Origin of the sequence: Mesoflavibacter sp. CH_XMU1404-2 (assembly GCF_037029465.1) — a bacterium.
Classification (GTDB): Bacteria; Bacteroidota; Bacteroidia; order Flavobacteriales; family Flavobacteriaceae; genus Mesoflavibacter.
On record NZ_JAYMEM010000009.1, the window covers coordinates 42,443 to 56,575 of the forward strand.

The following is a 14,133-nucleotide window of genomic DNA, read 5'->3' on the forward strand; positions in this document are numbered from 1 at the left end:
GTTCTTCCAAAACAAAGCAAAATGATAACCACAACTTTCATCATCTTAGGTATTACAATCGCATTTTTTGTTTGGGGAAAATTATCTCCAGATGTTGTAGCCTTAATGTCTATGTTAGCACTATTTTTAACAGGTGTTTTAGACTTACCAGAAACGCTTAGCGGATTTAGTAACCCAACGGTAATTATGATTGCATCTTTGTTTGTCATTGGTGAAGGGTTATCTAAAACAGGTTGGACTGCTTTAGCAGGAAAAACGTTTGTAAAGTTTGCAAAAAGTAGTACTACAAAAATGGTAGTTATTTTAACCTTTGGTTCTGGTGTGCTTTCTGGTTTTGTTAGTAACACCGGTACAGTTGCAACTTTATTACCAGTATCAATTTCTACAGCTTGGAAGCTAGGAACATTCCCTTCAAAAGTATTAATGCCAATTGCTTTTGGGTCAAATTCTGGTGGATTGTTAACCTTAACTGGTACGCCTCCAAACATTATTGTTAGTAATGCTTTAGAAGAAACAGGACAAACAGGGTTTTCTTTCTTTGAGTTTGGTTTAATTGGTCTTCCAATTCTTTTAATTACCATTCTTTACTTTAGATACTTAGGATTTAACCTTTTACCAAGTAACAAAACCAACAACAAGCCAGTAGATATAGATTCTACAATGCACAAATGGATAGAAGCTTACAAAGTACATGATGATTATTATAGATTAAGAATACGTTCTGTATCACAATTAATCAACACAAAATTATCAGATTGGGATTTAGAAAACCAATATAATTTACAGGTTATTAGACTTAAAAGAAGACATCCAAATCGTTTAAAAGGAATACCTGAATTTATCGAATTCCCAACAGAAAAAGTCACACTTAAATACCACGATATTATCACCGTTAAAGGTGAAACAGAAGCTGTAAACCGATTAATGATCACTTTTAGATTAGGACTATTACCAGTTGAAGAATCTGAAGCTGAAGGCGAAGTAAAAGAAAACCTAATCAATCAAGAAGTTGGTATGAGTGAAATTATGATTACACCAAATTCATATTTGGTAGGTCGTAAAGTGCAACGTGGTAAATACTTTAGTGATTTTGGATTTCAATTATTAGCTGTTTCAAGAAATAACAAACCGCTTTTAGATAACGAGATTACTATAAAAGCAGGAGATGCCTTTTTAGTAAGAGGTACTTGGGAAAGTATAGATAAACTTAAAGATCATTTTGAAAATTTAGTAATCGTTGGTAGCCCAGAAGGTTTATCAAAAGACGTTGTAAACATTACTGAAAAGTCTTATATCGCTTTGGGTTCATTATTACTAATGATTTTCATGTTAGTGTTTAAGATAGTACCAGGTGCAATAGCAGCTTTAATTAGCGCTGGTATTGTTTTACTTACAGGTTGCGTGCCTTTAGCAAAAGCCTATAAAGGAATAAGTTGGATGAGCGTAGTGATGATTGCAGCAATGATACCAATGGGATTAGCCTTACAAAAAACAGGTGCTGCGCAGATGATAGCAAATTCATTAGTCAATAGTTTAGGCGGTATGAATTTAGTCATCTTATTAGCAGGAATTTTTATACTAACCACAACTTTTAGTCAAGTCATTAATAACTCTGCAACTGCAGTACTAATGGCACCAATTGTAATACTAACAGCACAATCTTTAGATGTTTCTGCAAAGCCATTTATGATTGTTGTTGCTATAAGTGCCTCAACAGCATTTTTAACACCAATTGGTACAACTACAAATGCAATGGTAATGGCAGCAGGTGATTATAAATTTAAAGACTATGTAAAAGTTGGTGCACCATTACTACTACTAATACTGATAACTACAATACTATTAGTGCCAATTATTTGGCCTTTTGAATAACATTAATAACAAATACCAATACAAAATGGAAACGATTGTTAAAACAGACAGAAACTTAGAAAAGTATGGATTGAAGAATGTCTCTGTTAACTGGAATTTATCTCCAGAAACACTTCAGCAAATTACTGTCGAAAAAGGAATGGGACAAGAGACCTCTAACGGTACATTAGCCGTAAACACAGGAAAATTCACTGGACGTTCTCCTCAAGATAGATTTTTAGTAGAAGATGAATACACAAAAGATAAAGTTTGGTGGGGAAAAGTAAACAAACCAATTTCACCAGAAAACTTCAAAAAATTATATGATGAGGTAGCAAATTACCTTTCAGGAAAAGAAATTTATGCTCGTGATGGTTATGTATGCGCAAATCCAGAATATCAAACTAATGTCAGAACCATCACAGAATATCCTTGGTCTAATCTGTTTGTAAACAATATGTTTTTAAGATTTTCTGAAGACCAATTAGATAATTTTGAAGAAGATTGGTTAGTACTTTGTGCTCCTGGTTACGAAGCAAAAAATCCAGAAGAATATGGTATTAGACAAGGTAACTTTTCTATCATCAACTTTACAGATAGAGTGGCTTTAATTGGTGGATCTGCTTACACAGGTGAAATGAAAAAAGGAATTTTCACAGCGTTAAATTTAATCCTACCAATAGAAAGAAATGTATTACCAATGCACTGCTCTGCAAATGTTGGAGAAGATGGCGATACTTCAATTTTCTTCGGATTATCAGGTACAGGAAAAACAACACTTTCTGCAGATCCAAACAGAAAATTAATTGGAGATGACGAGCACGGATGGACAGCAGATAATGATATCTTTAACTTTGAAGGTGGTTGCTACGCTAAAGTAATTGATCTTACTGAAGAAAAAGAACCAGATATTTTTAGAGCAATAAAGCCTGGCGCACTTTTAGAAAATGTCATTGTCAATAACGGAGAAGTAGATTTTGAAGACTGCTCTATTACTCAAAACACACGTGTAAGTTATCCAATACATCACATAGATAATATACAAGTACCATCTCATGCTGGTAACCCAAAAAATATTTTCTTCTTAACCTGTGATGCATTTGGAGTGTTACCTCCAGTTTCAAAACTTACTCCAGGTCAAGCTGCATATCACTTTATTTCTGGTTACACTGCAAAAGTTGCTGGTACAGAAGCTGGTATTACAGAACCAGTACCATCATTCTCTGCTTGTTTTGGTTCTCCTTTTATGCCATTACATCCAACTGTTTATGCTGAAATGTTAAGTAAAAAAATGCAAGAAGCTGGCGTAAATGTTTGGTTAGTTAACACTGGTTGGAGCGGCGGACCTTACGGTGTCGGATCTAGAATTAAGTTGAAATACACTAGAGCAATGATTACAGCTATTTTAAATGGCGAATTAGAAAATGTAGACTTTGAGCAACATCCAATTTTTGGTCTATATATGCCTAAATATTGCCCTAATGTACCTACTGAAATGTTAGACCCAATGAACACGTGGTTACAAAAAGGTGCTTACATAAGTAAGGCAATTGGATTAGCACACTCATTCCACTTAAACTTCGAGAAGTTTGCAGAAAAAGCTTCAAAACAAATCATAGAAGGTGGTCCTTTAATTGACGAGCACCATCATCTTGAAGATACATTTTAGTTGAATTTGTTATTAATAAATCTAGCCTACCTTTAATACACTTAGGTAGGCTATTTTTTTAAATTTTTACGCTATGAAAGCGATAGTAAAGTTAGCCATATTATTAGTTTGGTTAACAGGTTTCTCTCAATCTATGGAAACCGAAGTAGGTACTTGGTACACCGTTATAGGTAGTTATAAATTAAATGAAAAAGTAAGTTTTGGTGGTGTTGCAGAGTTAAGAGATTATCAATTTAGTCACAATCTTAATTTTTTTTATGTTCAAGGTGTAGTTAATTACAAATTGAATAAAAAATTTAGTTTAACTGGTGGATATTTATTTGGAGAGATTGACACGACCATAGAACCATCCAACAAACCCAATGTCATTGAACACAGATTATTAGAGCAAATAAACTTTAAAACAAAATTAAACAAGCTAGCGATAAGTCAGCGAATGCGTTTAGAACAACGTTTTTGGAATGCTCATCAATACAGCGAAGTAAGACACAGATTAAGATATCGTGTCAAATTTAAATATCCTTTAAATAAGACATTTTACCTTGGTGGATATGAAGAGTTAATTTTAAGAAAAAACCCAAAACCTTTTGAACAAAATCTATTAAGTGCAGATTTAGGTATTAATTTAGATAAACATTTTAGTGTCGAAATTGGTTACATCAAACACCTATTTTTAAAACGAAATTTAGACCGTTTTCAATTATGTATGGTTATAAAATAATAACTTAATTAAGCTTTTCTGTAAGTTTTTTAAATACTTTTTTAGGATCTTTTCCTTCATATAAAATACTGTAAACAGCATTTATAATAGGTAGCTTCGTTTTTTTCTGGTTTTTATCATTAAGTAAATGTGCACTTTTGGTAGCGTAATAACCTTCTGCAACCATATTCATTTCCATTTGTGCAGATTTTACGGTATAACCTTTACCAATCATGTTTCCAAACATACGGTTACGAGAAAAAGTAGAGTAACCAGTAACCAATAAATCACCTAGGTAAGCCGAGTTATTGATGTTACGTTTCATCTTATGCATTTTTTTGATAAAACGTTTCATTTCACGTATAGCGTTACTCATTAACACGCTCTGGAAGTTATCTCCGTAACCCAAACCATGTGCTATACCAGCAGCAATAGCATAAATATTTTTAAGCATTACTGCATATTCGGTACCAATAACATCGTCGCTAGTTTTTGTTTTTATGTAATCGCTTGATAAAGCATTGGCAATAATTTGAGCTTTTTTCTGGTCTGCGCAAGAAATTGTTAAATATGATAAACGCTCTAAAGCAACTTCTTCTGCGTGGCAAGGACCAGCAATAACGCCAATATTTTCAAAAGGAATATTGTAATTATCATGAAAATGCTCGCCAACCAACAAGCCAGTTTCGGGTATAATTCCTTTTACTGCAGAAACTACAATTTTATCAGTAATATCTGCGGTTAGTTTTTCTAATTCGGTATGAATAAATGCCGAAGGAATCACAAAAATTAAAACATCTGCGTAGTTAGCAATTTCATTAATATCATTGCTAAGTTTTAATTGTTCCAAATGAAACTCGACAGAACTTAAATAATTTGGGTTATGTTGTTCTCTAAGAATATGTTCTTTGGTATAAACACTGCGCATGTACCAACCAACTTCTTCTAAATTTTCGCAAAGCATTTTTACGATAGCGGTTGCCCAGCTTCCTGATCCAAAAACAGCATATTTTAATGGTTGACTCATAGTTTCGTTTAAATTCTATGTCAAAAATACGTAAAATTAAAGACTTCAATTAGTATTGAAAATCAATCATTTTTAATTTTTGGCACGCCTTTTGAAATTCAATTTATATCAATCCTTTAAAACGACAGATTATGAAGACGATAAAATTACTTTCAGGCTTTGCTTCAATAGCATTATTATTTACATCGTGTTATACAGAAGTTGTTGTAGACGACTATGCTTACGATAATTATCAAGAACCAATTACGGTAAATCAGCTACTAAACTCTTACGAGTTGTGGTACGTAGATATTAACGAAACTATTGGTTACGGCGAAACTCCTTTTTTACAAATGGCATTTACAGTATCTTTTAGAAACGGAAATTTATACGCCAATAATAATCTAGTAGGTATTGGTAGTCAAGGTAATGGTTACGGTATACAAATAGGATATTATAATGCTTATAATATGATTTTGGATATAGACCACGATATTGATGGCTATGATAGTTTTGATGTCTACCAAATAGATTATAATACTATTGAATTGTATAACCCATTTAATGATACCTCATATTTTTTACATGGTTACCAACGTGCAAACTTTGATTACGACTATGTGTTTTATGATAACATCCAGTACTTTTTACAAGAATATGAAGCTTGGGAAAAAACATACACAAGTAACTTTGGTGCTTTAAACGAATTTGATAACGAAAACTTCCTTCAGTTTTTATCTGGCGGAAATGATAACAACTTTAGAAGCTCTCAAGATCCTGAAGGAACAAATCCAAACAATATATATTGGGATTATTCTGGATTGTATGGTGTTAATGATGTTAACGGAAATATGTACCTAAAAACACTAACCTTAGATTATGATTATTTTGATAATGAGTTTTTTGAGTTAAGTATTGTAAATGATCAAAGAGTAGAATTATATCACCCAAGTTCTGGTACGGTTTATGAGTTTACAGGAAGAGGTTATATACAATATTTAAAAGTTGGACAAACAACAGATAAAAATAAAACCTCTGGAGACAAAAAACGTGTACAACACACCAAGAAAAAAGATAATCCTAGAGATAATACTAGGGAAAAATAAAATCTCAATTAGTGAGTAATTTTTGAGAATTAGTTTAGTTAGTTTAAAACCGCTTAAAGTAAAATTTAAGCGGTTTTTTTAATAGTTAACTTTAAGTCAAAATTCTAATTTTAAACAATAAACCAAAAGCTTTTTGTTAACTTTACGAGAGAACATTAAAAACAAGATTAAAATTATGGGAGTATTTTCATTTATTAAAAACGCAGGCGCAAAAGTGTTTGGTATTGGTAAAACAGACAAAGAAGAAGCTGCAGAAGCTGCTGCTGCCGAAATGAAAATGGAAGAAATGGCTGCAAGAAAACTAGAAGAAACCGTTAGCGATTTAGACTTAGAAGTAGCCAATTTAAATATTTTAATAGATGATGATTCTGCAACGATTACTGGAGAAGCTGTAGACCAAGCCACAAAAGAAAAAGTGGTTTTATTAGTAGGAAACAGTGATGGTATTGCTACCGTAGATGATCAAATGACCGTAGCAAAAGTTGAAGTTAAAGAGCCAGAAACAAAATTTCATACTGTGGTAAGTGGTGATACTTTAGGTAAGATTGCCAAAAACTATTATGGCAATGCGATGAAATATCCAGAAATATTTGAAGCTAATAAACCAATGCTTACAGATCCAGATAAGATTTATCCAGGACAAGTGTTGCGTATTCCAGCATTAGACTAAATAAAATTACATCCCGTTTTTGACTTGAAAACGGGATTTTTTGTGGCTAATTTCCTCAAAATCATAAAATTATATGTATTTCATCGAATAAATTATGTTTTTTATCGAATTAAAAATATATTCGTCAATCAAACCTGCTTAATTTATTTTTTATGAAAAAAATTTCCCTTATCGCCTTAGCTTTTATAGCTACCTTATTTACAATAAGTTGTGAAAATGAAGAGACTTTTGTAGATAACAACACTGTAACAAATGCAGATCCAAATTTTAGAGTTACAACAGCAAATGGTAACACAGCAAGTCAACGTGCATCTTATGACGAGCCATGTATGACAACTAATTTAATAGCTGGACAAAATCACATTGTAGGAACTGTCTCTGTAGATTTTGATGGTGTAGATTTAATTATTACTTATACTACAAATGCAGATTGGTCAATCCAAGCTACGCATTTAAGTATTGGTAACTGTGCAGAGCAAACAATACCAACAACAGGATCTGGAAATCCAAAAATTGGTCATTTTGAGCATTCTACAACTCATAACCCAGATGTAGATGTAGTAACATACTACATAGATCCAGCTGCGTTAACCGAAAATTATTGTTTTGCAGCACATGCAGAAGTTAATGGGCCAACAGGCGGAGAAACTGCTTGGGCAGAAGGTACAGACTTTGATGGTAATAACTGGGCAATGTATGTTGAAGCGTTATTGTCAGACTGTAATGTAGACGATCCTGGTACAGATAGATAACCCCAAATTTTAAATAATAAAAAGCCAACCCTAAAAGGTTGGCTTTTTTTATGTTATAAATATTTAATTTTAACTCTCAAAAGAGGTATTTAGGCTAATGTCTACACTACTTAAGGCTTTACTAACTGGACAACCTTTTTTAGCACCTTCTGCTAGTTCTTTAAATTTTGCTTCGTCCATACCATCTACTTTACCTGTTAGATCTAATTGTATGTGTGTAAAGGCAAAACCGCCATCTTGTTGCTCTACAGTAATAGTAGCATCTACGTCTAATTTGTTAGCTTCAAAACCAGCGTCTTGTATGGCAAAACTAAGCGCCATAGCAAAACAACCAGCATGTGCAGCTGCAATTAGCTCTTCTGGATTTGTACCAGCTTTACCGTCTTCGTTTTCAAAACGTGCTTTAAAATTATAAGGTGTATTGTCTAAAACACCACTTGGACCATTTAAAAATCCTTTACCGTCTTTACCTGTGCCTTGCCAAATGGCTGTTGCTTTTCTCTTCATAAAATAATTTAATTTTTGGTTTACTTTAAAATTAAAGCTTTTACTAAAGAAATAGGGTTAAGGAAATTGTAAATGTTTTGGGAAGTTTCGTTTAACGGTTTGTGTATGAGTAGTAGCGAAATATTTGCAATCACTTTCGGAAAGTAATTTACAAAATAAAAAAGAATAGCGACTTGAATTAAAAAACTAAGTCGCTATTACTTTTACACGTTGTTGTGAGTAGTTTTTACTTTAACTTTTCTAGTAACAGTTCGGCAACTAGTTCCGAAGATGCAGGATTTTGTCCAGTTATTAACAAACCATCTTCGACCGCATAAGGACTCCAGTCTGCTTTTTTAGTGTAAATTCCACCATTACTCTTTAACATTTCTTCAACCAAAAATGGAACAACAGAAGTTAGTTGAACAGCTTCTTCTTCTCCGTTTGTAAATCCAGTTACTTTTTTTCCATTAACCAACGATGTCCCATCCGTATTTTTTGTGTTTTTAAAAATTGCAGGAGCGTGACATACAGCAGCAACAGGTTTATTGTTGTTATAAAAATCTTCTATTAAAGCAATTGAGTTTTCATCTTCAGCTAAATCCCATACAACACCGTGTCCACCAGGATAAAATACTGCGTCAAAATCTGCTTGATTTACAGTTTCCAATTTTATTGTTTTAGATAAGATCTCTTGAGTTTCTTTATCATCATTAAATCTTATGGTTGCTGGAGTTTGGAAATCTGGTTCATTACTTTTTGGGTCAATTGGAGGTTGTCCACCTTTTGGAGATGCCAAAGTAATTTCAATTCCTTTATCTTTTAATAAGTAATAAGGTGCTGCAAATTCTTCAATCCAAAAACCAGTTTTCATTCCAGTATCTCCTAAATCTTCGTGATTAGTTAATACAAATAATACTTTTTTCATTGTTTTGCTTTTTTTGTGTTAATACTTAATTTTTTTTCATTAGAATTATTTTTTTTTGTGTTTTTACCACAATAGGAAAATAAAGCTAAAGCGATTATAATTGTTGTTATTCTTTTGATTAGAGACAAAATTACTGTCAAATTAAGTACTAAAAATTGATGTATGGTAATAAAATCAATTATGAGATATTTCTTTTCTAATTCTACTTAAGCTTTCGGTAGTAATTCCTAGATAAGAAGCGATATGGTAATTTTTTACAGCCTGTTCAATATTTGGGTAAGTGCTAATAAAAGAAACGTATCTTTCTTTAGCTGATTGGGCTAAATTTGCTAATATTCTTTTTTGAAAGCTAGCGAAAGCTCTTTCCATTTTTTTTCTGAAAAAAGTTTCTAATTGTGGAATCTCTATAAATAATTCTTCCATACTTTTTTTGGAAATTTCATATAAAGTTGCTTCCTGAATAGTTTCAATATACATAATCGCTTTGGATGCTGTGAAGAAAGCCGTATAATCGCTTATCCACCAATCATTAATGGCGAATTGCAAAGTATGTTCTTTACCAGATTTGTCAATAAAGTAAGTTCTTAAACATCCATCGTAAACATAATATTGATTGTTCACTTTATCATCTGCTTTCAATATTGTAGTCCCTTTTTTTAACTTGAGTTTTTTAAGTTTACTTTCAATAAGATTCATTTCTTTTTTTGAAAAAGAAATGCCTTTAAAAATTTCTAATATTATTGAATTTTCGATGTTCATTTAAATTACACGCAACAGTCTCGTTTATATCCATTAGGCGGCGTAAGAGACGCGGATTTGTCGGCTTAGTACTAGTTTGTTGGTAAAGTTAATTATTTTCTTACTAACGGAGCCGTCTACTCGATTATGAGCTTTTTTACATTCTTCATTGTCACTGGAAAATTGTCCATGCTTAAGTCTCTTATCTCCATTCCAAGACCCCTTATTTAGTTTTACATTTGTAGTGTAACAAAAATAAGTCAAAATGAAATTTAAAAGTTTAATCAAATTAAGTAGCCTAGTTCTAATGCTAGGGATAACAATTCAAGCATTTTCTCAAACTAAAAAAAGTAATTTTATGGACAACACAAAAAATGAAAACATCGGATTATTAGTAATCATGAAAGCGAAAGAAGGTAAGGAGCAAGAAGTGAAAGAGTTTCTTCTAGGTGGTTTATCATTGGTAAATGCAGAACCAAAAACTGAATCTTGGTTTGCATTTCAAATAGATGAACAAACTTTCGGAATTTATGACACATTTGAAGCTGAAGAAGGCAGACAGGCACACTTAAAAGGAGAAGTGGCAAAAGCCTTATTGGCCAATGCTGGAAATCTTTTAGAAGGTTTTGATGCTAGCAGAGACATTAAGACCGTTGATGTTCAAGCAAGTAATCATAAAGTGGGTGATCAGAATAAGGGATTGTTGGTGATTATGAAAGCCAAAGAAGGAAAGACATCTGCAGTGGAGGATTTCTTACAAGCGGGCAAGTCATTGGTAAGTTCTGAGCCTGCAACTTTATCATGGTATGCATTTAAAATCAATGAAGAAACATATGCCATTTTCGATACGTTTGCAGATGACGCTGGCAGAGATGCTCATTTGACAGGGAAAGTAGCAGCAGCGTTGATGGAGAATGCACCTGTAATTTTAGAAGGCTTTGATGCTTCAGCAATTCAAAAAATTAACATTCTAGCTTCAAAATAAATATTTGATTTAAGAAAGGAGTGCCAAAAGCACTCCTTTTTTTTAAATTTGAATGAGCTAAAAAATAAATTTAGTATGGCAAAAATAATTATAGACAAACAAAACGGAGAACTTGCGTTTAGATTAGAAGAGTTGAACGACCTAAGCCAGTTTGATCATTTACAAAGAAGAAATTATTATTCTATCGTTTTGTTATATGGAACTAGCTATGAACTAAGCGTTGATTTTCAAAGTTTTGAATTGCAAGGAGATCAAATGATTTGTTTGGCTCCGTATCAACCTTTCATGATACGTTCTGAAGAAAAGTGTCAGGGTTATTTATTGAATTTTCATCCCGATTTTTTTTGTACATATAGACATCAAAACGAAATAGAGACCGAGGGATTCCTTTTTAATAATTTCCATGGTTTACCCTATTTTACTGTAAACGAGCAAAGCCTATTTCTTAATTTGATTGATCAAATTTCGAAAGAGATGGACAAAGACTCAATCGCTCAGCATGAAGTTCTTGTGGCATTTTTAAAAGTGTTTTTAATAGAAGCGGTCAGACAAAAGAAACAATTTGATCAACAATTTACTCCCAGAACTTCAGATTCAAAAACAGAAATTTTACAAAATTTAGTCGATGCAATAGAGAGTAATTATTGCAAACTCCATTCTCCCCAAGAATACGCAGATGAACTAAGTGTAAGTCCTAAAACTTTAGCCGGTATCGTCAAGAAATATCTCAATCAAACGACTTCATCCTTAATTTCAAATAGGATTATTATTGAGGCGAAACGAGAACTTTATCTAACTTCTAAACCAGTGAAACAAATTGCTGCTTTTTTAGGTTACGACGATGAATTCTATTTCAGTCGTTTTTTTAAAAAGAAGGTAGGAGTATCACCTGATATTTATCGTAAGACAGTTGGTTTTGCTAAACTAGAGTCAAATTAATTACCCACAATGTAAAGATAAAGCGAGTTTCCAATTTGCATTATCGGTAGTTAAACGAAGTTAGCAGAAAATTTTACAAAGTCAATCGATGCTTCATTCTATCTATAAAAATTCATTTCATCTAAATAAGCCCAAACGTGTTCTGGTAGTAAAGGTTTAACGTTTTTACCGTCTTTTATAGCATTACGTATTAGGGTAGAAGATAGCTCTATAATTGGTGCGTCTACACGTGTTATTTTTGGGTGATTGTTAAATTGTGTGTCTACTTTACCTTCGCTAATACGTGGGTACACATAAATGGAATGATACTCTAAAATGGTTTGATAGTTTTTCCATTTATGGAAGCTTTTTAAATTATCCTCGCCCATGATTAAGGCAAATTCGTGTTTAGGATATTTTTCGGTTAAATGGACTAAGGTATTAACGGTGTAGTTGGGTTGCGGTAAGTTAAACTCGATATCACTTTCTTTTAGCGTATCGTAGTCTTTAGTGGCTAAATAGACCATTTCTAAACGCTGGTAATTGTCTAAAAGTGTGCTTTTCTTTTTAAAAGGATTGTGTGGCGTTACGACAAACCAGATTTGGTCTAAATCGCTATTTTCTACCAATTGGTTGGCTATAATTAAGTGCCCAACGTGTATTGGGTTAAAGGATCCAAAGTATAAGCCTATTTTCATGGTTTTGATGTTCTCGATACGATTTTTTGTTTTACTTCGACTACGCTCAGTAACCGCTCAAAAAATCACTCGAACTGACGTTAGTTAACTATTGTTTTACAAAAGCACCAACTAAATTTTCTGCTTCTGCTAATGCTTTGTCTAGGTTGTCGTTTTCTATAATTATATCAAAAAGTGGCGCTGTTGCAAGCTCTGCGCTGGCTTTAGCAATACGCATATTTATCTTGTCGTCACTTTCTGTTTTACGTTTTTTAAGTCTTATTTTAAGCTCGTCTATGCTTGGTGGTTTTACAAAAACAGCTAGGGTTTGCTCTGGGAATTTTCTTTTAATACGTAATCCGCCAGATACGTCTATATCAAAAATGACGTTTTTGCCTAATGCCCAAAGACGCTCTACTTCTTTTTTTAATGTACCATAAAAATTATCGCGGTAGACTTCTTCCCACTCTAAAAAATCGTCGTTTTTAATGTGCTGTTTAAAGTCTTTTAAAGATAAAAAATAGTAGTCTTTACCGTGTTCTTCTGTACCACGTTTTTCTCTTGAAGTAGCAGAAATTGAGAAGGCTAAATTTAAATTATCGTCTTTAAGTAAATGTCTTACAATGGTTGTTTTTCCTGATCCAGATGGTGCAGAAAAAACGATTAATTTACCTTGTTTTGTGTTGTCTTTGTCCAATAGATTGTGCTTTTATTTTAAAGAACGTTTAGTAATTGTTCTTTAATTTTTTCAAGTTCGTCTTTCATTTGTACGACCAATTGTTGCATTGGCGCATAGTTACTTTTAGAACCAATAGTATTGATTTCTCTACCAATTTCTTGGCTTATAAATCCTAATTTTTTACCGTTGCTATCTGGGCTATTTATACTTTCGGTAAAGTAATTTAAATGGTTGTTTAAACGTACTTTTTCTTCGGTAATGTCAAACTTTTCGATGTAGTAAATTAGTTCTTGCTCAAAACGATTTTCGTCGTACTTTTCTTTAAGTTCTTCAATCCCTTTTTTTAATCGTTCTCTAACACCTTCAATACGTTCTGGATCTATAGCTATTACTTGATCTAATAAGTCTGCAATGTTTTTAATACGTGCATTAAAATCTGCTTCTAACACTTTTCCTTCGTCTAAACGGTGTTCATTTAAAGCGTTAATAGCTTGGGTAATTTCGGTTTCAATTTGCGACCATTCGTTTTCGTCAATTTCTTCTCTAACGGTATTTAAAGCGTCAGGAAAACGAACCGCCATTTTTAGTAATTCTGTATCATCTCCATCTACAACTTCTCTTAATTGTTGCATGTATTGTTTTACAACTGGCGTGTTAATTTGCGTAGAAGTATCGTCTGCAGTAGTTTCTACATAAATAGAAAAATCTACCTTACCACGCACTAATTGATTAGCAATTTGCTTTCTAATTTCAAGCTCTTTTTCTCTGTAAATAGAAGGCATGCGCGCATTCAAATCTAGGTTTTTGCTGTTAAGAGATTTTAGCTCGATTGTAATTTTTTTTGTTGGCAACTGTAGTACAGATTTACCGTAACCTGTCATTGAATATATCATAAACAAAATGAATTTATTAGCGCAAAGGTAAGTAAAATGTTAACGCCTAAGAAATACAATTTTAACAGCTTATTT

Annotated in this window: 15 protein-coding genes; 8 read left to right on the plus strand and 7 right to left on the minus strand. The window is 32.7% G+C overall.

The window, feature by feature from the left end:
- The first annotated feature begins 21 nt into the window (after window positions 1–21).
- The 3 genes from WA327_RS06200 (at window position 22) to WA327_RS06210 (ending at window position 4,241) form a co-directional block, all read left to right on the plus strand.
- On the plus strand, window positions 22–1,872 hold the full coding sequence (locus tag WA327_RS06200; protein WP_336067680.1) for an SLC13 family permease: 1,851 nt from the start codon (window positions 22–24) through the stop codon (window positions 1,870–1,872).
- A gap of 25 nt (window positions 1,873–1,897) precedes the next feature.
- Window positions 1,898–3,520 (plus strand): phosphoenolpyruvate carboxykinase (ATP), encoded by a 1,623-nt coding sequence (pckA, locus tag WA327_RS06205; RefSeq protein WP_336067683.1) that lies wholly within the window; start codon window positions 1,898–1,900, stop codon window positions 3,518–3,520.
- Between the two features lie 73 nt (window positions 3,521–3,593).
- Window positions 3,594–4,241: a DUF2490 domain-containing protein gene (locus WA327_RS06210; protein WP_336067685.1), complete on the plus strand. Its 648-nt coding sequence runs from the start codon at window positions 3,594–3,596 to the stop codon at window positions 4,239–4,241.
- 4 nt (window positions 4,242–4,245) lie between these two features.
- Here WA327_RS06210 and WA327_RS06215 read toward each other — a convergent pair whose 3' ends face one another.
- Window positions 4,246–5,247 (minus strand): NAD(P)H-dependent glycerol-3-phosphate dehydrogenase, encoded by a 1,002-nt coding sequence (locus WA327_RS06215; RefSeq protein WP_336067688.1) that lies wholly within the window; start codon window positions 5,245–5,247, stop codon window positions 4,246–4,248.
- 131 nt (window positions 5,248–5,378) lie between these two features.
- Between WA327_RS06215 and WA327_RS06220 the strand changes: the two genes are divergently transcribed.
- The 3 genes from WA327_RS06220 (at window position 5,379) to WA327_RS06230 (ending at window position 7,754) form a co-directional block, all read left to right on the plus strand.
- On the plus strand, window positions 5,379–6,332 hold the full coding sequence (locus WA327_RS06220; protein ID WP_336067690.1) for a nicotinic acid mononucleotide adenyltransferase: 954 nt from the start codon (window positions 5,379–5,381) through the stop codon (window positions 6,330–6,332).
- 175 nt (window positions 6,333–6,507) lie between these two features.
- Window positions 6,508–7,002, plus strand: coding sequence for a peptidoglycan-binding protein LysM (lysM, locus tag WA327_RS06225; protein WP_336067691.1), 495 nt, complete (start codon window positions 6,508–6,510; stop codon window positions 7,000–7,002).
- Window positions 7,003–7,154: 152 nt separating this feature from the next.
- Complete coding sequence (locus WA327_RS06230) at window positions 7,155–7,754, plus strand: hypothetical protein (protein ID WP_336067693.1); 600 nt, start codon at window positions 7,155–7,157, stop codon at window positions 7,752–7,754.
- Between the two features lie 69 nt (window positions 7,755–7,823).
- Here the strand turns inward: WA327_RS06230 and WA327_RS06235 are convergent, their stop codons facing one another.
- The 3 genes from WA327_RS06235 to WA327_RS06245 form a co-directional block, all read right to left on the minus strand.
- Window positions 7,824–8,261 (minus strand): OsmC family protein, encoded by a 438-nt coding sequence (locus WA327_RS06235; RefSeq protein WP_336067695.1) that lies wholly within the window; start codon window positions 8,259–8,261, stop codon window positions 7,824–7,826.
- 226 nt (window positions 8,262–8,487) lie between these two features.
- Window positions 8,488–9,168 (minus strand): type 1 glutamine amidotransferase domain-containing protein, encoded by a 681-nt coding sequence (locus WA327_RS06240; RefSeq protein WP_106677138.1) that lies wholly within the window; start codon window positions 9,166–9,168, stop codon window positions 8,488–8,490.
- 174 nt (window positions 9,169–9,342) lie between these two features.
- A complete protein-coding gene (locus WA327_RS06245) occupies window positions 9,343–9,927 on the minus strand; it encodes a Crp/Fnr family transcriptional regulator (RefSeq protein ID WP_336067699.1) in 585 nt (194 codons plus the stop codon).
- Between the two features lie 244 nt (window positions 9,928–10,171).
- Between WA327_RS06245 and WA327_RS06250 the strand changes: the two genes are divergently transcribed.
- Together WA327_RS06250 and WA327_RS06255 are read left to right on the plus strand one after the other, a co-directional pair.
- Window positions 10,172–10,891 carry a hypothetical protein gene (locus tag WA327_RS06250; protein ID WP_336067701.1) on the plus strand — a complete coding sequence of 240 codons (720 nt, stop codon included), beginning with the start codon at window positions 10,172–10,174 and terminating at the stop codon, window positions 10,889–10,891.
- Between the two features lie 75 nt (window positions 10,892–10,966).
- On the plus strand, window positions 10,967–11,830 hold the full coding sequence (locus tag WA327_RS06255; RefSeq protein ID WP_106677149.1) for a helix-turn-helix domain-containing protein: 864 nt from the start codon (window positions 10,967–10,969) through the stop codon (window positions 11,828–11,830).
- 98 nt (window positions 11,831–11,928) lie between these two features.
- On the opposite strand, the gene nadD is transcribed toward WA327_RS06255, so the two are convergent.
- The 3 genes from nadD to WA327_RS06270 form a co-directional block, all read right to left on the minus strand.
- A complete protein-coding gene (gene nadD, locus WA327_RS06260; protein WP_336067703.1) occupies window positions 11,929–12,507 on the minus strand; it encodes a nicotinate (nicotinamide) nucleotide adenylyltransferase in 579 nt (192 codons plus the stop codon).
- Window positions 12,508–12,595: 88 nt separating this feature from the next.
- Window positions 12,596–13,183, minus strand: coding sequence for a guanylate kinase (gene gmk, locus WA327_RS06265; RefSeq protein WP_336067704.1), 588 nt, complete (start codon window positions 13,181–13,183; stop codon window positions 12,596–12,598).
- 17 nt (window positions 13,184–13,200) lie between these two features.
- Window positions 13,201–14,058, minus strand: a complete 858-nt coding sequence (locus WA327_RS06270; protein ID WP_336067705.1) for a YicC/YloC family endoribonuclease — start codon at window positions 14,056–14,058, stop codon at window positions 13,201–13,203.
- Window positions 14,059–14,133: the final 75 nt, after the last annotated feature.

Bases quoted from the DNA above. Each gene is read 5' to 3' on its own strand.
- nadD (WP_336067703.1), bottom strand. From the start codon at position 12,507: ATGAAAATAGGCTTATACTTTGGATCCTTTAACCCAATACACGTTGGG.
- WA327_RS06250 (WP_336067701.1), top strand. From the start codon at position 10,172: ATGAAATTTAAAAGTTTAATCAAATTAAGTAGCCTAGTTCTAATGCTA.
- WA327_RS06220 (WP_336067690.1), top strand. From the start codon at position 5,379: ATGAAGACGATAAAATTACTTTCAGGCTTTGCTTCAATAGCATTATTA.
- WA327_RS06245 (WP_336067699.1), bottom strand. From the start codon at position 9,927: ATGAACATCGAAAATTCAATAATATTAGAAATTTTTAAAGGCATTTCT.
- WA327_RS06210 (WP_336067685.1), top strand. From the start codon at position 3,594: ATGAAAGCGATAGTAAAGTTAGCCATATTATTAGTTTGGTTAACAGGT.
- WA327_RS06270 (WP_336067705.1), bottom strand. From the start codon at position 14,058: ATGATATATTCAATGACAGGTTACGGTAAATCTGTACTACAGTTGCCA.
- pckA (WP_336067683.1), top strand. From the start codon at position 1,898: ATGGAAACGATTGTTAAAACAGACAGAAACTTAGAAAAGTATGGATTG.
- WA327_RS06235 (WP_336067695.1), bottom strand. From the start codon at position 8,261: ATGAAGAGAAAAGCAACAGCCATTTGGCAAGGCACAGGTAAAGACGGT.
- WA327_RS06240 (WP_106677138.1), bottom strand. From the start codon at position 9,168: ATGAAAAAAGTATTATTTGTATTAACTAATCACGAAGATTTAGGAGAT.
- WA327_RS06255 (WP_106677149.1), top strand. From the start codon at position 10,967: ATGGCAAAAATAATTATAGACAAACAAAACGGAGAACTTGCGTTTAGA.
- WA327_RS06200 (WP_336067680.1), top strand. From the start codon at position 22: ATGATAACCACAACTTTCATCATCTTAGGTATTACAATCGCATTTTTT.
- WA327_RS06230 (WP_336067693.1), top strand. From the start codon at position 7,155: ATGAAAAAAATTTCCCTTATCGCCTTAGCTTTTATAGCTACCTTATTT.
- lysM (WP_336067691.1), top strand. From the start codon at position 6,508: ATGGGAGTATTTTCATTTATTAAAAACGCAGGCGCAAAAGTGTTTGGT.
- WA327_RS06215 (WP_336067688.1), bottom strand. From the start codon at position 5,247: ATGAGTCAACCATTAAAATATGCTGTTTTTGGATCAGGAAGCTGGGCA.